This window comes from Flavobacterium sp. (genome assembly GCF_965277525.1).
In the GTDB taxonomy this organism is placed as follows: domain Bacteria; phylum Bacteroidota; class Bacteroidia; order Flavobacteriales; family Flavobacteriaceae; genus Flavobacterium.
On sequence record NZ_CBDIDC010000002.1, the window covers coordinates 98818 to 120818 of the forward strand.

At 31.5% G+C, this 22001-nt stretch carries 20 protein-coding genes; 9 read left to right on the forward strand and 11 right to left on the reverse strand.

What is annotated here, in order from left to right; genetic code table 11:
- Positions 1–273: 273 nt before the first annotated feature.
- Positions 274–459 (forward strand): hypothetical protein, encoded by a 186-nt coding sequence (locus tag ACQY44_RS02610; RefSeq protein WP_428228870.1) that lies wholly within the window; start codon positions 274–276, stop codon positions 457–459.
- On the forward strand, positions 449–1000 hold the full coding sequence (locus ACQY44_RS02615) for a Smr/MutS family protein (RefSeq protein WP_428228871.1): 552 nt from the start codon (positions 449–451) through the stop codon (positions 998–1000). The genes ACQY44_RS02610 and ACQY44_RS02615 overlap by 11 nt, the downstream gene beginning before the upstream one ends.
- A gap of 152 nt (positions 1001–1152) precedes the next feature.
- Here the strand turns inward: ACQY44_RS02615 and ACQY44_RS02620 are convergent, their stop codons facing one another.
- Entirely contained in the window at positions 1153–2154 is a 1002-nt protein-coding gene (locus tag ACQY44_RS02620) for a hypothetical protein (RefSeq protein WP_428228872.1), read from the reverse strand.
- Positions 2155–2241: 87 nt separating this feature from the next.
- Here ACQY44_RS02620 and ACQY44_RS02625 point away from each other — a divergent pair, with 87 nt between their 5' ends.
- Complete coding sequence (locus tag ACQY44_RS02625) at positions 2242–3366, forward strand: cysteine desulfurase family protein (RefSeq protein ID WP_428228873.1); 1125 nt, start codon at positions 2242–2244, stop codon at positions 3364–3366.
- A gap of 122 nt (positions 3367–3488) precedes the next feature.
- On the opposite strand, the gene ACQY44_RS02630 is transcribed toward ACQY44_RS02625, so the two are convergent.
- The 3 genes from ACQY44_RS02630 to ACQY44_RS02640 form a co-directional block, all read right to left on the reverse strand.
- Complete coding sequence (locus ACQY44_RS02630; protein ID WP_428228874.1) at positions 3489–4049, reverse strand: L-threonylcarbamoyladenylate synthase; 561 nt, start codon at positions 4047–4049, stop codon at positions 3489–3491.
- 101 nt (positions 4050–4150) lie between these two features.
- A complete protein-coding gene (locus tag ACQY44_RS02635; protein WP_428228875.1) occupies positions 4151–5308 on the reverse strand; it encodes an acyltransferase family protein in 1158 nt (385 codons plus the stop codon).
- A 260-nt stretch (positions 5309–5568) separates the two neighbouring features.
- Positions 5569–6525, reverse strand: coding sequence for a hypothetical protein (locus ACQY44_RS02640; protein WP_428228876.1), 957 nt, complete (start codon positions 6523–6525; stop codon positions 5569–5571).
- 479 nt (positions 6526–7004) lie between these two features.
- Between ACQY44_RS02640 and ACQY44_RS02645 the strand changes: the two genes are divergently transcribed.
- Positions 7005–7769: a lipopolysaccharide kinase InaA family protein gene (locus ACQY44_RS02645; RefSeq protein WP_428228877.1), complete on the forward strand. Its 765-nt coding sequence runs from the start codon at positions 7005–7007 to the stop codon at positions 7767–7769.
- Between the two features lie 111 nt (positions 7770–7880).
- On the opposite strand, the gene ACQY44_RS02650 is transcribed toward ACQY44_RS02645, so the two are convergent.
- Positions 7881–8945 (reverse strand): glycosyltransferase family 9 protein, encoded by a 1065-nt coding sequence (locus ACQY44_RS02650; protein WP_428228878.1) that lies wholly within the window; start codon positions 8943–8945, stop codon positions 7881–7883.
- A 117-nt stretch (positions 8946–9062) separates the two neighbouring features.
- On the opposite strand from ACQY44_RS02650, the gene ACQY44_RS02655 reads away from it, so the two are divergent.
- On the forward strand, positions 9063–9809 hold the full coding sequence (locus tag ACQY44_RS02655) for a glycosyltransferase family 2 protein (protein ID WP_428228879.1): 747 nt from the start codon (positions 9063–9065) through the stop codon (positions 9807–9809).
- A gap of 86 nt (positions 9810–9895) precedes the next feature.
- On the opposite strand, the gene ACQY44_RS02660 is transcribed toward ACQY44_RS02655, so the two are convergent.
- The gene (locus ACQY44_RS02660; protein ID WP_428228880.1) at positions 9896–10963 is read right to left on the reverse strand and encodes a glycosyltransferase family 9 protein; all 1068 of its coding nucleotides are present in this window, start codon (positions 10961–10963) and stop codon (positions 9896–9898) included.
- 75 nt (positions 10964–11038) lie between these two features.
- Complete coding sequence (locus ACQY44_RS02665; RefSeq protein WP_428228881.1) at positions 11039–11806, reverse strand: glycosyltransferase; 768 nt, start codon at positions 11804–11806, stop codon at positions 11039–11041.
- Between the two features lie 45 nt (positions 11807–11851).
- Here ACQY44_RS02665 and ACQY44_RS02670 point away from each other — a divergent pair, with 45 nt between their 5' ends.
- Positions 11852–12577 carry a polysaccharide deacetylase family protein gene (locus ACQY44_RS02670; protein WP_428228882.1) on the forward strand — a complete coding sequence of 242 codons (726 nt, stop codon included), beginning with the start codon at positions 11852–11854 and terminating at the stop codon, positions 12575–12577.
- Here the strand turns inward: ACQY44_RS02670 and ACQY44_RS02675 are convergent.
- Both ACQY44_RS02675 and ACQY44_RS02680 read right to left on the reverse strand, forming a co-directional pair.
- On the reverse strand, positions 12569–13318 hold the full coding sequence (locus tag ACQY44_RS02675; protein ID WP_428228883.1) for a glycosyltransferase family 2 protein: 750 nt from the start codon (positions 13316–13318) through the stop codon (positions 12569–12571). The two genes, ACQY44_RS02670 and ACQY44_RS02675, sit on opposite strands and share 9 nt — an antisense overlap.
- Positions 13319–13503: 185 nt before the next feature.
- Entirely contained in the window at positions 13504–14319 is an 816-nt protein-coding gene (locus tag ACQY44_RS02680) for a 2,3,4,5-tetrahydropyridine-2,6-dicarboxylate N-succinyltransferase (protein ID WP_428228884.1), read from the reverse strand.
- 279 nt (positions 14320–14598) lie between these two features.
- Between ACQY44_RS02680 and ACQY44_RS02685 the strand changes: the two genes are divergently transcribed.
- Complete coding sequence (locus ACQY44_RS02685; RefSeq protein WP_428228885.1) at positions 14599–15228, forward strand: PAS domain-containing protein; 630 nt, start codon at positions 14599–14601, stop codon at positions 15226–15228.
- Between the two features lie 68 nt (positions 15229–15296).
- On the opposite strand, the gene ACQY44_RS02690 is transcribed toward ACQY44_RS02685, so the two are convergent.
- Entirely contained in the window at positions 15297–17165 is a 1869-nt protein-coding gene (locus ACQY44_RS02690) for an LTA synthase family protein (RefSeq protein ID WP_428228886.1), read from the reverse strand.
- A 428-nt stretch (positions 17166–17593) separates the two neighbouring features.
- On the opposite strand from ACQY44_RS02690, the gene ruvX reads away from it, so the two are divergent.
- Positions 17594–18010, forward strand: a complete 417-nt coding sequence (ruvX, locus tag ACQY44_RS02695; RefSeq protein WP_428228887.1) for a Holliday junction resolvase RuvX — start codon at positions 17594–17596, stop codon at positions 18008–18010.
- Between the two features lie 120 nt (positions 18011–18130).
- Positions 18131–19627, forward strand: coding sequence for a malate:quinone oxidoreductase (locus ACQY44_RS02700; RefSeq protein WP_428228888.1), 1497 nt, complete (start codon positions 18131–18133; stop codon positions 19625–19627).
- Positions 19628–19664: 37 nt separating this feature from the next.
- Here ACQY44_RS02700 and ACQY44_RS02705 read toward each other — a convergent pair whose 3' ends face one another.
- The gene (locus ACQY44_RS02705) at positions 19665–21887 is read right to left on the reverse strand and encodes an FUSC family membrane protein (protein WP_428228889.1); all 2223 of its coding nucleotides are present in this window, start codon (positions 21885–21887) and stop codon (positions 19665–19667) included.
- Between the last annotated feature and the right edge of the window lie 114 nt (positions 21888–22001).

The window sequence follows — 22001 nt, forward strand, 5'->3', positions numbered from 1 at the left end:
GTTAAAAAGTGACAGAGTAGAATTGAGGTGAAAGTAACTCTTGAAACTGGAGGAAAATCAGCCTAAAAAAAAGTAAGAATAAAACATGCTATAAAGAAGGGATGAAACATTGGTGTTTGAACGATGTTTCGCCTGGCATTTTGGGGCTGTTTTATTGTAGATTTAGAAGGAATGTTTTTGACGATTTTGTAAAAAAAATGTCAGGGGTAGTTTTAGGAGTAACGAATTCCTGTTTGAAAGTTTCATACTTTTGAACTCTTAATACTTAAAAATATGAAAGTTTTTAAAATTTTAATAATGATTCTTGCGATTTCGGTTGCATTATACGAGCAGGTTTCAGCAGAAAAAAACATCTATATTGTGATAATCGCAATCGCAGTTTTCATGTACGGAATGATGCAGTTGAGCGCAAAAACACCTAGTAAAAATCAAGATAAAGAAGAGCAGGATGTTGACTAAAGGAGATAAGGTTTCCGTCTTGGACGAAGCCATAAACGGAACAGTAGTTTCTGTGAAAAACAACGAGGTTTTGATCGAAACTGAAGATGGATTCATGATGACATTTTTTGTCAATGAATTAATTAAAAATCAGGAAACCAGTAATTTAATGAATTCAATTAAAAGGATTGATTTAGATGAAGTTTCAAAAGAGAAAACAGAGCCAAAACCAAGAAGTTTTGTCAAAGAAAAGAAGGATAAACGTGAAATTTCGGTTCCTGAATTTGATTTGCATATCGAAAAACTGGTTCCTAATAAACGCGGAATGTCAAATTATGATATCCTGACTTTACAAACCGAAACAGCAAAAAGACATATTGAATTTGCGATTCGAAATCGCATTCCAAAAATTGTTTTTATACATGGTGTTGGCGAAGGAATTCTAAAAGCCGAACTTGATTTTTTATTAGGTCGTTACGACGGAATAGATTTTCAGGACGCCAATTATCAAAAATATGGCTTAGGTGCCACGGAAGTTTATTTTAGACAAAACAATAAATAAAGTATTTTTCTGCGTCTGAACGTATTGAATTTACAGCATAAAAAAACGTCTGTTTTTCATCGTAATTTCCTATTGAAATTAGTTCGAAAAAACAGACGTTTTTTGTAAGAAAAAAAACAAGTATTTTTTTGGGTGTTAAATGAGTTTTTAAACTACGGTGCAGTGGTTATTACAGTTCCTATGACGAAAGTAGTTCCCAGTTTAAAAGTACTATTCCCTTTTTGAAGTTTAGCATTTTTAAGAACAACTGTATGTCTGAATGTCTTACCTCCACCTTCGTTCGTGGTTGTAACTTCTATTATACCGCTTACATTTGCAACTCCGTCCTGACCAAACCAGTTATCGATTACAGCCGGTGTCGCAGGTGTTTTTTCTGTACAAAAATAAACAGATGTATCAAGAGGTAATGCTCCGCTATATGCTCTGTAATAAACTTTATTCGTGGTAGAATTTAAGTTGATTAAACTGGTTCTTGGTGTACTGGTTGGAGTGATTTCATTTTTAATTAAGTTATCAGCTATATTCTCAATAGCAAGAGAAGATGTAGTATTTTCATTGTAAATTTTCTTCGTATCAGCGCAATATTTTGCGTTGGTATCAGTAAAAACTACTACGACAGGAGTAACGGTGGTCTGGAAATTTCCAAAGTCAAATTCAGGTTCAACCTGAAGTCCTGCAGGTTTCATAAAGGAGATATTGTTAAAAATAATATTATGGGTATAACCTGTAATTTTACTACTTCCGGTAGTTTCATCTGTTACCTCAATTTGCGCTGTGTTTATTACGATTTTCCCACCCTTAGCCTGCCATTCTTCTGTTACAGTTGGTGAGGTTGGCGGTATTGTACCGCAAATATTTGCTGTGGCAACGGTACCATTATAAGCTCTGTAAACAACACGGTAACTTGTGTTGTCGATATCATAAGTTACAGGGGCTCCGGCTAGTGTAACATCATTGATGATTTTGTTGTCAGGTAACTGAATAAGTAATGATTCCTGACTTTTAAGTCTGTATATTAAACTATTGGTTAGCGGGTTACAGGTTTGAGATGTAATGGAAGGATCATCAAAATCAATAGTGTCAACTGTTAAATCACCATCATCGCAACCGTTTAATAATAGTGCGAATAATAGAAGGCTTGCATATTTTTTCATCGTAATTTTATTTGACGTCAAAAATAGTGAAAAATTTGGCAAATGATATTTAAGATTAGACAATTGATATTTCATAACTTTGCAATAATGAAAAAAGTATACCTTGATAACGCCTCTACAACTGCTATGCGTCCTGAAGTTATTCAGGAAATGACCAAAGTAATGGCAGAAGATTTTGGTAATCCGTCTTCTACGCACAGTTTTGGAAGAAACGGAAAGACTATTTTGGAACTTTCCAGAAAAAGCATTGCCAAACATTTAAACTGCTCTGCACAAGAAATTATTTTTACTTCAGGAGGAACTGAGGCAGATAACTGGATCCTGCGTTCTGCGATTGAAGATCTTAAAATAGAACGTATCATTACCACTAAAATTGAGCATCACGCTGTTTTGCATACCGTTTTGGTGCTGGAATCTGAGTATAATATTCAGGTTGATTACGTCAATATAAATCCTGACGGAAGTATTGACTTAACGCATTTGTCTAATTTACTGGCTCAGGATAAAAAGACCTTAGTGAGTTTGATGCATGTAAACAATGAAACAGGTACTATTTTAGATTTAGACAGAGTTGGTGTTATCTGTAAACAATATAGTGTTTTATTTCACTCAGACACAGTTCAGTCTGTTGGTAAAACGGAAATTGATTTGCAACAAACTGCTGTCGACTTTATTGTGGCCAGTGCTCATAAATTTCATGGACCAAAAGGGGTTGGTTTTGCTTTTATTCGAAAAAACTCAGGTTTGCAACCTTTGATTTTTGGAGGAGAACAAGAAAAAGGACTTCGTGCCGGAACTGAAGCCGTACACCAAATTGCCGGTATGGCTAAAGCTTTGTCTCTTTCTTATGAGAATTTAGATCATGAAAGAGCTTATATAGCTGAACTGAAAACGTATCTGATTGAACAACTTGAGCGTCATTTTCCAGGTTTTCGCATCAATGGAAAAGCAGAAGACTTTTATAATATTATCAATATTATTTTACCTTTTTCAGCAGATAAAACATCAATGCTTTTGTTTAGTTTAGATATGAAAGGAATTGCCGTTTCAAGAGGAAGTGCATGCCAATCCGGAAGTATAAAACCCTCACATGTTTTAAAAGAAATGCTTTCAGAAACAGATTTAAAATTACCAAACCTGAGAATTTCGTTCAGTCATTATAATACTAAAGAAGATATAGATTGGCTAATTGAAAGCTTGAAAAGTATTTAAAACAAGGTGTAAAGGTCTATACTTGCAAAAACTTCAATGTTTTTTGCTAAATATTCTTCGACTTCGTTTAGAAAGACAATCGTATTTATTGTCAGGCTGAGGCGAAGTCGAAGCTGTTTTAATTACTTACGAATCACTCTCACCTGTGCGTCCTTTGTCAATTTTATGATTGTTGAAGGCTTTCCGGCAACTTTATCCTGATTTAGTTTTACTACATAATCAACCCCTTTGATGATTTCAGGATTAATATCTTTAAAAGCAATAGGAGTGGGTTGTCCTGAAATATTTGCCGATGTGGATACTAAAGGTTTTTTCATTCGCTCTAATAATTTAAAGCAAAAAGGTTCTTTTACTATACGAATTCCCAGGGAGTTATCTGCTGCAATAATATTGGGTGCCACATTTCTTGGCTCATCCAAAATCAAAGTAGTTGGTTTTTCAGATAAGTCTAAAATTTGCCAGGCTACTTCAGGGATGTTTTTAAATACATTATACATCATTTTCTCGCCATTCATCAATACAATCATGCTTTGCGTTTCAGCACGCTGCTTGAGTTTGTATATTTTGGCAACAGCTTCAGGATTTGTCGCATCACAACCAATACCCCAAACAGTGTCTGTAGGGTAGAGTATGATTCCGCCGTCTTTGATCACTTCGTATGCTTTTAAAATTTCTTCGTTCATTCTATAAATTATATACTTGTTTTTGTATGCTTGCTTAAGCTGCAAAGGTATAAATAAAAAGAAGATGAATTATTTGTCCGGCATGATCAAATTATCAGCTGCTACAGCTTTTTTGTTTGGTTTCTCTTAGCCATTGACATCAAGGGTAATTCGATATACTTAAAAGTGAGCTGGCAAATAAGTAGCAGAGGAAAAATAGAAGCTATAATAACAAGCCAAAACTCTGTATTCGTTAACATTTTTGCTCTTTCAAATCCAATTATAAAGTAGAAGACAATGAATAGCAATATACCGTGTAACAGATACAAACTATAAGTTATTTGCCCAAATTTACGGGAAAATGTACTGGATAGAATTCCAAAAAAGTTGTTGCCTGATGCAATGATCAAAAATACAATTGATGCTATTACGATCTGAACCGGTTTTCTGCCACCGTTGAAAAAATATACTGAAAGAGCCAGTAATACTATGGCCAAAATGGTGTATTTCCTCTGTTTCAAAATCCCTTCAAACTTTTTTGTATTGATTAAAAAGGCAACAATAATACCTCCCACAAATGGCATAAAATGACGTAAAGATGATTTGTTTATGACCATAATTATTGCTGCAATGGCTGTAAAGCTAAGTACAGCTTTTAAATTTACTTTTATTTTAAACCATAAGGCTATAAGTGGTAATAAAAAGTAAAAGGTCCATTCGTAAGGTAATGTCCAGGTGATTCCGGAATTCAGTATAAACGTATCTTCTAATCCGTTTAGGTTTGAATTTTTTTTGCTTACGTTAAAAAACAACCAGGAAAGTATACTTTTTAAATTTTCGATAAACGGAACTCTAATTGTAAATTGGGTTAAACAGGCAACTAGAAAAAAGATGATAATGACCGATAAAAAATACATTGGAAAAAGCCTGAAAAACCTTGATTTAAGGTAATCCGACCAATCAACTACTCCAGTTTTATTATGGATTAATTTAGTAGTAAATAAAAAGGCTGTAATTATAAAAAAAAAGACAACAGTTGTTTCTCCAAACTGATTAAACAAATTAGATTTAGGGTCTTCCCAGTTTTCAGTTTTCAAGTATACCTGCCAGATATAGCTATGGTGCAAAAAAACAAAAAAAGCTAAGTAACCTCTTAGTCCGTCAATTTCAGGATATCTAATTTCACTTATTTCAGTTTTTACAAGTCTGTTTACAAGTAAAACAGATAGGATTAGTACAATTAATACAGGAAACAGAAAGGCGTAAATGGTGAAATTCATTTTATATGTGGTTGAATAGTAGTGTCTACGTTGTTTTTAGAGTAGTTTAGTGATGTTTGAATTTTTTGCAAACATACTGAATGATACATTATAATTGAACGAATAAGATTGTAAAAATGCTTTTTTTATAATCAATAACTTATTCTTAAAATCTTCCGGTGTTATCCATCATTGGGTTGAAATAATTTACATTACCTGAAATAAAAAAAGGAATTCAATTCAATGATAATTAGTTGTAAAAATAAATGTTTTGGGAAAAATTATTTTTTGAAAATTACATTATCAACCCAACCATTTAAAGTGTATTTATTTAAAATTGCATCAGGTATTTTTTCGTAGTCATTTTTGAAAAAATCTACCGGTATAACAGGATTTTTTTCGTCTATGATAAGAATGTTGTTCGGATTGTAAAAATCATAATTTTTAATATCAGCGTTTGTAGTTATAAGTTTTTTTTCTAAACCCAAACTTTCAAAAACTCTAAAAGTTAAACCAATCTGACCAATTCTGTTGATGTCTAATAATACTTTTGAACGGTTTATATAATCATTGACTTCTGATAAAGGCATATGTTTATTGATATAAGTAATAGTATCATCCGTTTGTTTGTGTTTTTTATCATAAATAATAAATTTGAAATTTATTTCTTTAGATTTTAATTCACTGGCAATTCGCTCTAATATGGGTAATCTTTTGTCAATTGAGCTGATGTTGAAAACATCATAGTCAAAAGTCTTTTCAGTATTTACAGATGCATTTTTATTGTAGATCCAGTTAGGGGCAAATTTTAGATCGAATTTAGAACAATCCTCTTTTTCGAACGAATAGACTTCATCAAAACAATGTAAAACCCTTTTGATTTTAGGACAGCGATACGTGTTGTCATTAAAGAAACCTATTGATTTTTTAGTATATTTCTTAAATTCAAGAATACTTTCAGGATCTATAAAGTCACCTTTTATAGTCAGGATAACATCCTGAACTTCGTTGTTTTTTTGTAATTGCTTTATGATTTCTTTTCCATAATGCAAGTGCTTTAAGTTTGTTTTAAAGAATGCTTTTAAAATAAAATTATAAGCTTTATGTACTACAGATGGATATTTGTATTTAAAAACATTAAAATCGATATGCTTTACCGTATGACCTTGTTTTTCGAGAGTTGAAGCAATGTGGGTATTGAGTCCCCAATTATCGAGACTTACTAAGGTGATATTCATATCGTATTTTGTTAAAAAGTTGTGGCGAAATTAATAAATAAATGGCAATTATATTTGCTTTCATTATCTTATACCAAGACACAGACAGAAATAATAAATTTGTACCTCCCATTGTCAATGAGTACGGTTTTGAATTATCCAATTTATACCGTATAATTTTTATTATTACGAGTAAATGACATCATTTAATTTTTTTTTCTTTTTAGATTAAACCTTTTTTCTTTTTTGACATCTAAAGCTAAAACTTACAGGTTTAGATTTACTTTATTTTTTAAATTAAAATAAAGTAATAAGCTTCTCTTTCATTTAAAAGACATGCTTTTTTTCAAATCATTTGTATGTTTTGATCTGTTAAAATTAATAAAACCCAATTACGGTAAATTAGTGTGTTTATTACAATTCAATTTTTATGAAAAGATAATATTAATTTGAAGTGTTATATTCTATGCGTATTTTTGTCGTTTATAAAAAAAACATAAATGAATTTTAAAGTAAATCCCATTTTTATCAAAAGCAGTCCGTCTATTCTGAATATTATCAAATCGTTTAACCATTCAGGTGTTCTTTTTGGTAACGGACAACGTAATATTATAAAGTTATTTGATCTTGATGGTAAAACAATTAATATTAAATCATTTAAAATTCCTAATTTAATCAATAAGATTGCCTATAATTATTTGAGAAAATCAAAAGCAAGACGATCTTTTGAATATGCTACAATTTTACTGGAAAAAGGTATTGGTACACCACAGCCGATAGCGTATCTTGAAAATTTTAACTGGTTGGGTTTACGAGACAGTTATTATGTTAGCGAACATTTAGTTACTGAATTAACGTATAGAGAATTAGTAGAAATTCCGGACTATCCGGATCACGAAAATATCTTAAGACAATTTACCAGATTTAGTTTTGAACTTCATGAAAAAGGAATTGAGTTTTTAGATCATTCGCCTGGAAATACGCTGATTAAAAAGAAAGCTGACGGGAATTATGAATTCTTTTTAGTTGATTTGAATCGAATGGAATTTCATAAGACGATGACTTTTGAAACACGAATGAAAAATTTGTGTCGTCTAACTCCTTTAAAAGAAATGGTAGCAATAATGAGCAATGAATATGCTAAATTATATAAAGAATCGGAGCAAAAAACGTTTGATACTTTGTGGAAATTTACGGCTGACTTTCAAGAACAATTTTTTAGAAAGAGACGTTTAAAAAAGAAACTTAAATTCTGGAAAAAGTAATTTTATTATTTGATAAATTTAGTTATATAAAAAAGGACAAAAAACAGTTGTGAAATGTTTTTTGTCCTTTTTTATTTGCTTTTCAGTGGCTGGTAATCTGAACGCCTTTTTTTAATTTTTATATTCCTGAAAATAAGTCTCTAATTTCTCAAGCATTAGAGACAAAGGATATTCAGCATAATATTCAAAAGTATGTTCTTTAATATATTGCTCTGTATGTTGTTCGTATATTTCAGGTTTTAAGTCTTTTAAGTGAATAGAAGCGTTTTTTGCTTCATTTTCAAATAATTGCCATGTTTCCTTTCTGACTGAAGGAGTAAATATTGAGAAAGTAGGAATGTCAAGTGCTTTTGCCATATTTACAGCTCCGCCTTCGTTGCCTATCAGCATTTCGCATTGTGACAGCAAAGCTAAAAAGGGTCTTAGCTCCGTACAATATAAATCAAATGCAATATGTTTTTTGGTTTCTTCACTACAATAATTATATACCTCGAGAGCTTGTTCTTTTTGATCTGGAATATAATTAAAGATTATCGTAGCGTTAGTTTTGGCTACCGTGAAATCGATAATTTTTGCCATTCCCTCTAACGGATAGGTTTTGTAAACTTCACTGCCAAGAATTCCAAACATAATCAATGGTTTTTCAGGATCTATGTTATGGCTTTTTAAGAGTTGCTTTGCTTCGTTAATTTCAGACTCTTTTAAAAATATTTTAGGTTTTACATCCGTAATTTTTTCTGAAATAAAAGGCTTAAGAAGCAGTAATCTATTTTCGATTGCCAGTCCGTGTTTTGATGCTATAGCGTCAAAACGTTCGTAAGTATAATTGTAGAATATTTTGCTGTACCATTTATAATAGGAAACTTTATATTTAGCACCTGAAAATACGGTAATTAAGTTGGTTTCTAATTTTGAGTATACATCAATAACAGCATCGTATTTTTTTCTGCGAATTTGAAAAATAAATTTAAATAAAGAAGGAATAGATTTTCTGATCTTATTTGATAGCGGAACTATGTTGTCGATATTTGGATTCTCCTGCAGTACGTCAACAGAATTTGGATAGCACATGTAGTCTATCACGGCGTCAGGAAACTTGGTTTTTAGGTTATTACAGATTATTGTACTGGTTAATACGTCTCCAATTCTTTTTTGCTGAATGACTAGTATTCTCATTTATTTTAAGTTCAATTTTAAGTACAAAACTACAAACTATTTTATGAAGAGCGGGATTTTAATGAGATTAAACTAAATAAAAACATTATTTTTGTAGTCAATACATAAAATTTTGCAATGGATATAAGTGGCCTGGTTATTACTTACAACGAAGAAAAAAATATAGGGGAATGCATCGATGCTTTACTGAAAATTTGTAACGAAGTAATTATAGTAGATTCCTTTAGCAGGGATCGTACAGTTGAAATTGCTAAAGAAAAAGGAGCAATAGTTCTTCAGCAGGATTTTTTAGGAGATGGTCCACAACGTACACATGGTATACCGTATTGTAAAAATGACTGGATTTTGAATCTTGATGCCGATGAATTTCTGGATAAAGATGCAGAGCAATTTATTGTCAACAAAAAATACCTGGAAGGAAACTATGATGCTTTTAGTTTTAGAGTAAAAAACTTTTTAGCGGATAAACTAATTGATTTTTCAGGATGGTACCCGGATCATAAAGTTCGTTTTTTTAATAAGCAAACAGCTCACCCTTCAGAGGCAATAGTACATCAGAAAATAGTAGCACAAAATGAGAAAAGAGTACCTGTACATATTTTGCATTATGGGTGGGATTCTTTAGATCAGATTATAGCTAAAAAAAATCAATATTCCGGTTGGCATGCACAACAATTATTTGATCAGAAAAGAAGAGTAAATCCTTTTAAGCCCATTCTAAACGGAACAGTTTCTTTTGTTCGTTGTTATTTCTTTAAAAAAGGCATTTTTAATGGTTTAGACGGATTGTCAATTGCAATGATTCAGGGGTTCTTTTCTTATATGAAATATGCTAAGCTTTTGAAACTTCAAAAAAAGAAATAAATAAGAAAGGCAGTATAGAAACTATTCTGCCTTTCTTATTTTATAATTATAAATATCGCGGTTTAAAATAATTGACTTCACTTGCTTTATTGGTGCTGATTTAAGAAAAAGCTGAGTTTATCTTTGAATAATTCAGGATTGAATTCATTATATAAAGAAGCTATAATTGCTTTTATTTCTTTAGTTGCAAGTCCATTTATTGATTCAGGTCTGTAATCACTTAAATGTACTGAGATGTTTTGTAAGCCATCTTCAAAAGTAGCCCAGTCATTTTTATCAACATGTGGAGAGAAAATTGTAAATGAAGGTTTGCCCAGTGCTTTTGCCATATTTACCGCACCTCCGTCATTTCCGATAATAAAATCACACTGATCCATTATAGCAATAAATGATCTTACGTCATTGCCAAGTAAATCAAATGATACTTTTTCCTGAGTATTTTTTGAGCATAAATCAAGTATCTTTTTTGCCTCTCCAATTTGACTCGGAAAATAATTAAAAAGAATATGAATGTCTCTTTTATCGGCTACATGGTCAATAACTTTTGCCATATATTCAGAAGGATAGGTTTTTGATTTTTCGCTTCCTAAAAGACTTATCATTGCAATTTTCCTGTCTTTGTTTATCTTGTGTTGAGTAAAAAGAGCTATAGCTTCCTGATTTTCTTTTTGACTTACAAATAATTTTGGATGAGGGTCTATTGTTTTATCATCAAGTTTTAGCGGATTTAATAATAAAAGTCGATTGTCTATCGCTTGTCCGTATTTTGTGGCCCCCTCTTTTTGTAATCGCTTTATGTTGTAGTTATAAAGTAAAGTGGAGTACCATTTATGGTAGGATATTTTATTTTTCGAACCTGAAAAAAGCGTAATTAGATTGGTTTCTAATTTTCCGTAAATGTCAATTAAGACATCGTATTTCTGAGATCTGATTTCAAAGAAAAATTTAAATAAGGATAAATATGATTTGCGGGTTTTTTCCGGAAGTATAATGATAGTGTTAATATTGGGATTGCCTATTAAAACATCTTTACAATGAGCATAACACATAAAATCTATAACGGAATCCGGATATTGTTTTTTAAGAGAATTACACAAAATGCTGCTCACGAGAACATCACCAATTCTTTTTTGCTGTATAACTAATATTTTCATTTACAAGTGGATTTTGAGGACGTGATAATGGGGTTCTTAATTTTAGTTTTATAGAAAAATATCCGAAAAAAAAAATCACTCCATATTGCGGTATAACAACCATAGTATAAAATACCGTTTTAAAACAGAAAAAGAACTTATATAAGCTAAAATAAATCCTTCCCGACCATTTAGAAGCCCTAATTTCAGGAAATACTGATTGATAAAAAGAAAAAACGGTTTCATGAAAAAATGATAAATATTTGGTTTTTTATTATTTTGAAATAAAACCAAAGCTTCTTCTTTTCTAATTAAGTTGAGCCTGCTATTAAAGTCTTCAAAATTTTTATATGAAAAAGAATTAATCTTGTTTTTGAAAAGTGTGAGTTTTTTAGGAGGGTAACGATTAAAATCTTCTGAATAGGAGAATCGTGTTTTATCAAAGAGTATCAGTTTCTTTTTATTTAAAAATACACCATATTTTATGGTTTTGCCAAAGAAAAATAAAGTTTGTCCGGCAAAATAAGATGCAGCAGTTTTGGGCTTAAAAATTTCTTTTTTTAATTCATTTATAAGTTCTTCACAAAGATAGTCTGTAGTATTAAGTACAATCACCCAATTGTTTCTGGTAGACTCAATTGTAGATTGTATGATATCAGTCCTTCTGGTGTCATTTTGATAAATTACGGTTGTGCCTAATTCTTCTGCAATCAAAACACTTTTATCAGTGCTGTTATTATCGATTAAAATGATCTCATCTGCAAATGATAAATTATCGATATTTTTTTTTATATAGATCTCATCATTAAAGCAAAGTGAGATAATGCTTATGTTTTTGATTGACACGATTTCTGATTTTTTCATCAAAAATAATCTTAAAATAAATAACTTTGTTGAAAATTAATTAAAATGTCCAAATTACCAATTTTAATGTATCATAACGTATGTCAATCTGAATCAGGTAGTAATAAATTGACAATTTCGGTACATAATTTAGAAAGACAATTTCAATATCTCACAGATAACAACTATACGACATTTCATTTTTCTGAATTGGAAAAAATGAAAACGATTCCTGAAAAAAGTATTATTCTGACATTTGACGATGTTACTGAAAATCAGTTGGTATATGCTTTGCCTTTGTTGGAAAAATTCAAACTAAAAGCCAGTTTTTTTATTCCTTTTAAATACATAGGAAAAACGGATCTATGGAATGAAAGTACAGGAGAATCTGCGCAAAAAATTATGACTATTGAGCAGTTAAAACAATTGCCAGCCAATATAATTGAACTGGGTTATCATTCTTATGAGCACAATAAATATCAAATGTTAAGCCCTGCGCAAATACAAAATGATTTTTTGAAATGCGAAGAAGAAATTAAAAATCACAATCTTAATGTATATCCGGCTCTTGCTTATCCTTACGGAAATTACCCTAAAGAAAGTACTGAAAAAGCAAATTTCAAGATATTGCTTAGTGAAAACAAGATGAAATTTGGATTAAAGATTGGTAATCGTCCTAATTCATTTCCGTTTAAGGATAACTATGAAATTAAGCGTATAGATATCAAAGGCCTGGATAATTTAATCGTGTTTCGATTGAAAATAAAATTTGGTAAATTAAAATTATTCTAATTTCTTTTCTAGTAATATTATCTTGGCATATCTGGAAAAAACACCATAAGCATCGATTGCAGCCGCAGCTAGTCCCGGAACTCCGTCAAGATAAACTCTTTTGATAAAATAAGTATGAAAAAAACGGTAAAAAGGTTTGAACATCAATAAGAAAAGTGTTGCTTTTTTTCCTTTTTCAAATGACATTTGTGCCTGAAACCACGCATATTTATCTTTTTTACTTATAAAATGAATTAAGTTTTTATAAGTATAATGTATCATGTGATTTTTTAATACAGGAGGTTTCGATTTCAGGACTAATTTTTCATGTACCTCATTTTCAAAACGAATATTATCATTTTTTATCAAACGCGTTACTTTATCAGTATAATGAAATAAGAAACGATCCATAAAAAAGTGCGGAAACCAAATCCTGAAAGCATCACAATTATTCAGATTGATACAGTCCAGAATCTCATGCTTAAGTTTGTCAGAAACCCTTTCGTCAGCATCAAGAAACAGTACCCATTCTCCAGTTGCAGATTCAATGGCATAATTTCTTTGATTGCTGTAATTGTCAAATTTTCTAAAAATAAGTGTTGCTCCCAGATTGGAGACAATTTCAGCAGTAGCATCAGTACTATGTGAATCTAAAACAATTATTTCGTCAGCAAACTCAACAGAGCGAATGGCGTCAGCGATGTAGAATTCTTCATTGTAAGTTAATATAATTACAGATAATTTTTTACCTTCTTTAAACATGCGTAGTAGTTTAGAATTCTATTTTTTCTCTTTTTTTCTCTTTCTTTTTTGGATTAAATATTTGGCTTGTAAAAACGTTGCAATAGTATAAATTTTTTTCCTGATTTTGAACAAAAAAAATCCATTCTTCCTAATAATAAGGAAGAATGGATTTTTTAATTTTTTTTATGTAAGATTATATCACATTACACTGCCACATCGTATTCACGAAGTGCATTATTTAATGAAGTTTTAAGATCTGTAGAAGGTTTACGGGTACCAATAATTAAAGCACATGGCACCTGAAATTCACCGGCAGCGAATTTTTTAGTATAACTTCCGGGAATTACAACTGAACGTGCAGGAACAAAACCTTTCATTTCAACAGGTTCGTCACCAGTTACATCAATAATTTTTGTTGAAGCAGTCAAACAAACGTTAGCACCAAGAACAGCTTCCTTACCCACATGAACTCCTTCTACAACGATACAACGAGAACCAATAAAAGCACCATCTTCAATGATTACCGGAGCAGCTTGTAAAGGCTCTAAAACCCCGCCAATACCAACTCCACCACTTAAGTGAACATTTTTACCAATTTGCGCACAGCTCCCTACAGTTGCCCATGTATCCACCATCGTTCCTTCGTCTACATAAGCACCAATATTTACATAACTTGGCATTAAAATAACACCACTTGAAATATAAGCTCCGTAACGCGCTACAGCATTTGGTACTACACGAATTCCTTTTTCAGCATAACCTCTTTTCAGCAACATTTTATCGTGATATTCAAAAATACCAGATTCCCATGTTTCCATTTTTTGAATTGGGAAATACATTACAACAGCTTTCTTAACCCATTCGTTTACTTGCCACTTGTCACCAACTGGTTCAGCACAACGTAATTTTCCTGTATCAACCAATTCGATTACTTCTCTAATGGCATCAGTTGTAGTAGTTTCTTGTAATAAAGCTCTGTTTTCCCAAGCTTGTTCAATTATAGTTTGTAAAGAATTCATAAGTTTTAATTTTTGGCAAAGATAGCGTATTTGTGCAAATGCAAAAAGGTAAAAATCTTTTGAAAATGTTACAGATTTAACTTTTTGTTTTTAATTTGATAAATAAAAATCTTTGTAATATCGCTTAAAAGCTCTTTTAAAAGTTTTTTTGATCTAAGAATATGACAAAAATCAGGTTTTGACTTTTTTCTTCTAATTAATTTCGCACCACAAATTTCTCGAAACAAAAGGAGAAATGAAAAATACTATTCCAAAAACAAATTATACAAGCAGCAAGACATGAATCAGGAAAATCAACTTCAGGGCCAAAGAACTATTATTGATAAAGAAGTCTCATGGGACAAAACTCAGGTTATTATGAGTAAAACAAATGCATTTGGTATTATTGAATATGCCAATGAAATTTTTGTTGATGTTTCAGGATACGAAGATTATGAATTAATGGGACAGCCCCATAATATTATCCGCCATCCCGATATGCCGAGAGTAATTTTTAAAGTGCTTTGGGAAAATCTTAAAAATGGAAAAAACTTTCATGCTATTGTGAAAAATTTAGCGAAGTCAGGAAGATACTACTGGGTGATTACTGATTTTGAAATTTCAAGAGACGAAAATGGCGTTATTGTAAATTATTTTGGAAGAAGACAAGCTGTACCGCAAGAAGTTATTGCAATGCATATTGAACCGTTGTATAAAAAACTATTACAAATTGAAGCAGCAAGCGGAATGGAATACAGTGAAAAATACCTGATTGGATTCTTAGAGGAAAAAAAGAGAAGTTATGTTGAATATATTAAGGAATTGATATATGAGCATGAAAAAGCCCAATCGAAGTTTGCTCAGTATGAAGAACAGGATAATGATGAAGAGGAAGAAAGAGGTTTTTTTAGAAGATTATTTAATAGATAAAGAATTTTTTTAAAGTTTTGAATATTTGGACAGAGTCCGTTTTGAGTTTTCAAAACGGATTTTTTGTGTTAGATGACCAGTTTGTTATTGATAATTCTTTCGTTAAAAGATTGTATATACGCTTTTAGAAATCTTTCGTATTTTTTGACTCTTGATTGGTCTTGTTGCATTAGATTGTTTTTTTGTAAGATGTCTTTTTTCCAATTGTATAAGCCATTAGTATGATTATTTGCGAATACTAAATAATAATCGTCCTGAATATAATGATACGTTCCCTGAAGATAGAATACAACAAAGTTTTCCGGTGCTTTGTAGCTTTTTCCAAAACTAACCATTTCAGTTTTTATATTTAAATAATCTAAGATACTTGGCATAATATCAATTTGCTGAAAGTTTTTTTTATTAACACCAATAAATCCGGAATTTGAAGGATCGAAGAAAAAAATAGGAATTCTAAATTTTCCAATATTTGTTTTATCAATGTCTTTGTCTCCTCCGGACGAAGTATGATCAGCAGAAATTACAAAAAGGGTATTATTGTACCAATCTTGTTTTTTGGCGGTTTTAAAAAATTCTTTTAGAGCAAAATCAGTATAAGCGATACTCTCCTGGATAGTAGTACTGCCTTTTGGGAATTTTCCATTGTATCTTTCGGGTATTGTATAAGGATTATGTGAAGAGATTGTAAATAATGAACTAAAAAATGGCTGTTTGAATGAGTTTAATCTGGTTGCATAAAACTGCAAAAACTCTTCATCAAAAATCCCCCATGTTCCATCAAAAGCTGCTTTACCAGTATATTGATCTTTTCCAAAATAGTGATCAAAACCCGCCACTTTTGCATATTGATCAAAGTTTTGACTGCCATTAAAAGCGCCATGAAAGAAAGAAGTATTATATCCTTCTTTTTTAAATATTTTAGGCAGTCCATTTATCTTGTTTAAAGAGTAACCAGAGCAAATAAAAGAATTGTTCATTAAACTGGGAATACTTGAAAGAATAGAAGGAACCGCATCAATAGATATTTTTCCGTTTGCAAATCCATTTTTAAAATAATAGGATTTAGTAATTAATGAATCTAAAAAAGGAGTTTGTCCTCGTCGGATATTTTCATCACCAAAACTTTCTAAAATCAAAATGACAACGTTTTTTTTAATTGCAGGTTTGTCTGATTGTAATGAAATAACCGGGGTGTAAATGGACTTTAGTTCTTTTGAAGTATAATAATTAACGTTATCAATATCTTCTTTTTTTGCTATCGTTTTTAGAATAGTAAATGGTGTATTCAAAACTAAAGCGGCATTGCTCAAAGCTCCATACTTTATTCCATCAACAATTTTTATGGTTTTTTTTTGAAAGCCACCGCGTCCCAGAATTAATAATGTGCTTACAGAGAGGGTCAGAAAGGTGAATTTTATAAAATAATCACTTTTGGTTAAATGTTTTGGTATGGTGTTTTTTTTCAGATCAGGTAGTAATTTCCAGAATAGAACACTGATAATTAGAAATAGTATTGCAACATACCAAAACTCTTTTAAAAATGAAGGAATTAGCCCAAGTACTTCATGTTCCATTCCTTTAGCTGTAATCATTTTATAGGTACTTCTTCTGCTGGTAAATCGATAATAGATAACATCAATAAAATTGGTTGCAATGAAGATCAGATTGATACAATAAAAACTTATTTTTAATACTAGTTGATAACGGTTGCTGTATTTGAAATTGCCGGGGATGAGATGAGCAATAATAAATGCAATGTTCAAATAACTAATAGCCGAAAAATCAAACAAAAGCCCTCCCAGAAAATTTTGAAAGGTGAAAGGATCAAATAAGTTTGGATTTAGAAAATAAAATAAAAGCCTGCTAAATTGATAAATTAGAACAATTAAAAGAAATCTTTTTAAGAATAAAGTAACACATTTTTTATAATTATTCATCTGAAATTTAAAGTTGTATTAGGCTTTAAATGATCTGGAGGAATTAATTTAAAACTGTAATAAAATTCTCAGGTAAAGAAACTTGTATTTTTTCTGAAAAGAAGACGAGAAAAAATATTATTATGATAAAATAAGACATATTTCTAGATTCTGATTTCAGACTAAAAAAGAATAAATAAGCCATATTCTTTTCTTTGAATATTGAGAAATTAAAATAGTTATCTGTGTATTGTAAATGAAAGCATTATGGAAGGAATCAGGTTAGAATTTCAGCCGGAGATAAAAGAAGGGTACTAAAATTATTAAGTACATTCTCTTCAGATGAATTGAGGATTATTCAGAAAGATTCTGTTTTTACATTTATAAAATACGGAGGTTCTCTTTTAGTTTTATAGCTTTTCCTTTCTATCTTTGACAAAAAAGACAAAATGCCAAGAATTCTCTCTATAGATTACGGACAAAAACGTACCGGAATTGCTGTTACTGATGAAATGCAAATTATAGCGTCAGGTTTAACAACAGTTCCAACCAATACTTTAATCGATTTTTTGAAGGACTATTTTTCAAAAGAAAAAGTAGAGGCGGTTTTAATTGGTGAACCCAAACAAATGAATGGACAACCTTCTGAAAGTGCCTCTCTGGTAAAAGGATTTGTTACTCATTTCTCCAATATTTTTCCCGATATGAAAGTAGTGCGCGTAGATGAACGCTTTACTTCAAAAATGGCCTTTCAAACGATGATCGATAGCGGGTTGAGTAAAAAACAACGTCAGAATAAAGGATTAATTGACGAAATTTCGGCTACCATCATGCTTCAGGATTATCTTTCTTCAAAACGTTTTTAATTTTTTCTTCTTCAAGCTCATAGTCTTTAATTTTTAGTAAAAACATAACTTTTATCATGTAAAATTAGTTTTTTTTTGCAATTATAAAAAGTACCTTTGCACTTTAAAAACAATACTGTTATGCCTGACGAAACAATACGTTCCAATAGTGAAGTAGTACTCATTGGAGCTGGAATTATGAGTGCCACTCTTGGAGTAATTTTGAAAGAATTACAACCTGACATAAAAATTGAAATTTACGAAAGATTAGACGTTGCTGCTGCCGAAAGCTCCGATGCCTGGAATAATGCAGGAACTGGACACTCTGCTTTTTGTGAGCTAAATTACACTCCTGAAAAGGCTGACGGAAGTATTGATCCTAAAAAAGCAATAAGTATAGCCGAGTCTTTTGAGCTCTCCCGCCAATTTTGGTCTTACTTAGTACAACAGAATAAAGTACCATCTCCTGATAATTTTATTAAAAGCGTTCCTCACATGAGTTTTGTTTGGGGAGAAAAAAACGTAGAATACCTTAAAAAGAGATTCGAAGCTTTGCAAAGCAATCCAATTTTTTCTCAAATGGAATTTAGTTCTGATTTTGAAAAATTAAAAGAATGGATGCCACTTGTAATGGAAGGCAGATATGCTAACGAAAAATTAGCTGCAACCCATATGGAAATTGGTACCGATGTAAATTTTGGAGCTTTGACCAGAAGCATGTTTAATTATTTAGAAAAACTGGATGGTGTTTCTTTATACTTTAATCATGAGGTAAAAAAACTAAAACAGCGTGAGGATAAATCATGGCGAATAAAAATTACTGATTTAACAACCGGTAAAATAAGAAAAGCATACACTAAATTTGTATTTATTGGAGCTGGTGGCGGATCGTTACCATTATTAGAAAAAGCGAACGTTCCGGAAGGAAATGGTTATGGTGGTTTCCCGGTAAGCGGACAATGGCTAAAATGTACAAATCCGGAAGTGATTGCCAAACATCAGGCAAAAGTATACGGAAAAGCAAGTGTTGGAGCCCCTCCAATGTCTGTTCCGCATATTGATACCCGTGTAATTGATGGTGAAAAAGCATTACTTTTTGGTCCTTTTGCAGGATTTTCAACCCGTTTCTTAAAAAATGGTTCTTACTTAGATTTACCTTTATCTATAAAAGCAAATAATCTAATTCCGATGCTATCAGCGGGATTTCATAATATTCCATTAACAAAATATCTGATTGAGCAGGTTCGTCAATCTCCAAAAGACAGAATGACGGCTTTACGTGAATATTTGCCAACAGCACGTTCTAAAGATTGGAAACTGGAGAAAGCAGGTCAACGTGTTCAGGTGATTAAAAAAGATGAAAAAGAAGGCGGAGTTTTAGAATTTGGTACAGAAGTAATCAATACTCATGACGGAAGTTTAGCGGTTTTATTAGGAGCTTCTCCGGGAGCATCAACTGCAGTTGCAATTATGGTTGATTTAATTGGAAGATGTTTTACAGATCAAATTAAAACACCGGAATGGGAAGCAAAAATGAAAAACATGATTCCTTCGTACGGACAAACTTTAAATGACAAACCAGAGCTTTTAGCAGAACTTAGAAAACATACTTCTGAAGTTTTAAAACTAAATAATTAAGCTCATTTCTCTATCATATAACACAAATCCAGATGAATTAATCTGGATTTGTTGCTTTAAATTCTTCTGTAATTTTCAAAATCTTTTCGGCCAGATTACTCATCCAGATCAATTGCTCAATGACCATTTGAGCTTCTTGCATTTTAGCCTGACGTGTTTCTTTGTCCAGTTCATCATCTTTAGCTAAACGAGTAAAGTTAACACGTTTGAGTTCTTCAAATTGCAACGTCACATCTTCTTTGTCAAAGAAAGTATCTGTTATAATAACTTCATTTCTTAAAATAGAAATAGAGTGATCTAAATTAGAAAGTATCGTTTTGATGATATAATTAAATGATTCTGATGCTGACGTTGTCTGATGTGATTGAATATATGTGGATAACGATGCCAAAGCTGATAATAACGAGTGATTTAAAACCACCAGTTTATTGACTAACGGCAATGTTTTTTGCTTAGATTTCGGTTCCTGCATCATACGCTGAAAAGAGGTCATTAAATTACCAATTTCAACAAAAGCATTTTTTCTGGCCAATCGGTATGAAGTAGGAATCTCTCCTTTTTTGTTATAAAAATCAGCAATTTCTCTTAGATAATTTCTATTAGCCCGAATCGAATTTTCAATATGAATAGGGGTATTAATAAATTCCCACGCCGGCCATAAAAACTGGTTGGCCAAAAATGCTAAAGCAGCTCCGGCCAATGTGTCTAAAACGCGAAACTGAATAACTTCAACAACATTTGGAGTTAGAATTCCATAAATAAATACAACATACATCGTAACGAAAGTAGCACTTATTTTATAGTTGATCTGAGTAAATGAGATTCCAAGAAGCATACAAACTATAGAGAGTATACTAAGTGCAAAATGGTTCTGAATGATTGAAACAATTCCAAAAGCCAATAATCCGCCCAAAATAGTTCCAAAAATTCTGTTATAAGAACGTTCCTTCGTTAAACCATAACCAGGACGCATGATTACGACGATAGTTAATAAAATCCAGTAAACATTTTCAAAAGGTAAAAGTTGTCCAATAATAAAACCAATCATAATAGTAATGGTCAATCGTACTGAGTGTCTGAAAATAGAAGACGAAAAACTTAGATTTTCGATTAAAGTACGCAACGGATAATACTGAGGTGTTAGGAATTTTTCTAATTCCTTATCTTTATCTTTTAATTTAAAAGATTGCATGGCAAGAGAAAATGCACGTTGAATGATTTTGATTTTTCCAACTTGATTCTTAGCATATTTAAGCATGTTCATCAACATCAGAACGCCTTCTGCAGCTTCTTCCTTGCCTAAACTTTTTTCGTAGTCAAAGATGGCAAATTCAAGAGCGTCAAGTTCATTTTTCAAATCATTCTTATCAACGTATACACTAATATGATGCACATTTTTAGAAAGCTTTTTTAGCGTAGAAGCCAGTTTATAAGCTACATTTTGGTACGTTCTTAATACATCCGGGTGCCTGGCAAATTTTTCATGAAGTTTACTATGATCAAAGGAAGTATACAAAGCAAGTTCCTGAATTTCTACTAATGTGATAAAGACAAGCAGCATTTTTCGGTTTTGACTTGTAGTTGCGGATGCGTTTTGATTGCCAATAAGCATTCTCCTTAAATCTTCATGAATCAGGTTTAAATCTACCTGAACGCTTAATTGTTTTTCGATAATGGCCTCTCTATCCGCTTCAGGGCTCCATAAATCACCTCTTAATTTTAAATATTTTGCAGTCAGTTTAATGCCTTCTGCAATTTGCAGCTCGATATATTTATACGGCTGAACAAAATGAAAAACAAGTGAAACAATTAAATATAAAAGCCCTCCGATAAAAATAAATCCGGAATATTCGAAAGCTTCCCAGCCTTCATGCAAATGACCAAATGATAAGGAAATAGATAATAAAGCAGAGAACGAAACCAAGGTAGCACGTTGTCCGTAAACTGAAATCATTGAGCATAAAAAAAGTAAAAAAACTAAGAAAGGATAAAATAAATAGGGATATGGATAAGCAAGATTAACTAATAAATTGACACCGGCAACAATAAAAGAAGCCACAATAAGTCCTTTTATTTTATGACTTAAAGAACTGGGAACATCACTGGGATAGGTGTAAAATGCTCCCAGGGCAATTGTAAAACCTATTTCAAAATGTCCCAGGAAATTCAAAATTAAAACAGGAACAACAGAAGCAATAGTTACTTTAGAGGCGTTTAAAAAAGAAGTACTGTTAGTAAATTTAGAGATGCGATCAAACATATAATAGGGTTTACAAACAAAAGTACGAATTGTACGAAGTAATTTGGCATAATTATGGATGAGATTTTACGAAGCTGGCAAAAAATGCGATATAATATATCTTTAGAATTATTC

Bases quoted from the DNA above. Each gene is read 5' to 3' on its own strand.
- ACQY44_RS02675 (WP_428228883.1), bottom strand. From the start codon at position 13,318: ATGTTTAAAGAAGGTAAAAAATTATCTGTAATTATATTAACTTACAAT.
- ACQY44_RS02680 (WP_428228884.1), bottom strand. From the start codon at position 14,319: ATGAATTCTTTACAAACTATAATTGAACAAGCTTGGGAAAACAGAGCT.
- ACQY44_RS02635 (WP_428228875.1), bottom strand. From the start codon at position 5,308: ATGAATTTCACCATTTACGCCTTTCTGTTTCCTGTATTAATTGTACTA.
- ACQY44_RS02655 (WP_428228879.1), top strand. From the start codon at position 9,063: ATGGATATAAGTGGCCTGGTTATTACTTACAACGAAGAAAAAAATATA.
- ACQY44_RS02685 (WP_428228885.1), top strand. From the start codon at position 14,599: ATGAATCAGGAAAATCAACTTCAGGGCCAAAGAACTATTATTGATAAA.
- ACQY44_RS02615 (WP_428228871.1), top strand. From the start codon at position 449: ATGTTGACTAAAGGAGATAAGGTTTCCGTCTTGGACGAAGCCATAAAC.
- ACQY44_RS02630 (WP_428228874.1), bottom strand. From the start codon at position 4,049: ATGAACGAAGAAATTTTAAAAGCATACGAAGTGATCAAAGACGGCGGA.
- ACQY44_RS02670 (WP_428228882.1), top strand. From the start codon at position 11,852: ATGTCCAAATTACCAATTTTAATGTATCATAACGTATGTCAATCTGAA.
- ACQY44_RS02665 (WP_428228881.1), bottom strand. From the start codon at position 11,806: ATGAAAAAATCAGAAATCGTGTCAATCAAAAACATAAGCATTATCTCA.
- ACQY44_RS02645 (WP_428228877.1), top strand. From the start codon at position 7,005: ATGAATTTTAAAGTAAATCCCATTTTTATCAAAAGCAGTCCGTCTATT.
- ACQY44_RS02700 (WP_428228888.1), top strand. From the start codon at position 18,131: ATGCCTGACGAAACAATACGTTCCAATAGTGAAGTAGTACTCATTGGA.
- ACQY44_RS02625 (WP_428228873.1), top strand. From the start codon at position 2,242: ATGAAAAAAGTATACCTTGATAACGCCTCTACAACTGCTATGCGTCCT.
- ACQY44_RS02620 (WP_428228872.1), bottom strand. From the start codon at position 2,154: ATGAAAAAATATGCAAGCCTTCTATTATTCGCACTATTATTAAACGGT.
- ACQY44_RS02705 (WP_428228889.1), bottom strand. From the start codon at position 21,887: ATGTTTGATCGCATCTCTAAATTTACTAACAGTACTTCTTTTTTAAAC.
- ruvX (WP_428228887.1), top strand. From the start codon at position 17,594: ATGCCAAGAATTCTCTCTATAGATTACGGACAAAAACGTACCGGAATT.
- ACQY44_RS02690 (WP_428228886.1), bottom strand. From the start codon at position 17,165: ATGAATAATTATAAAAAATGTGTTACTTTATTCTTAAAAAGATTTCTT.
- ACQY44_RS02640 (WP_428228876.1), bottom strand. From the start codon at position 6,525: ATGAATATCACCTTAGTAAGTCTCGATAATTGGGGACTCAATACCCAC.
- ACQY44_RS02660 (WP_428228880.1), bottom strand. From the start codon at position 10,963: ATGAAAATATTAGTTATACAGCAAAAAAGAATTGGTGATGTTCTCGTG.
- ACQY44_RS02650 (WP_428228878.1), bottom strand. From the start codon at position 8,945: ATGAGAATACTAGTCATTCAGCAAAAAAGAATTGGAGACGTATTAACC.
- ACQY44_RS02610 (WP_428228870.1), top strand. From the start codon at position 274: ATGAAAGTTTTTAAAATTTTAATAATGATTCTTGCGATTTCGGTTGCA.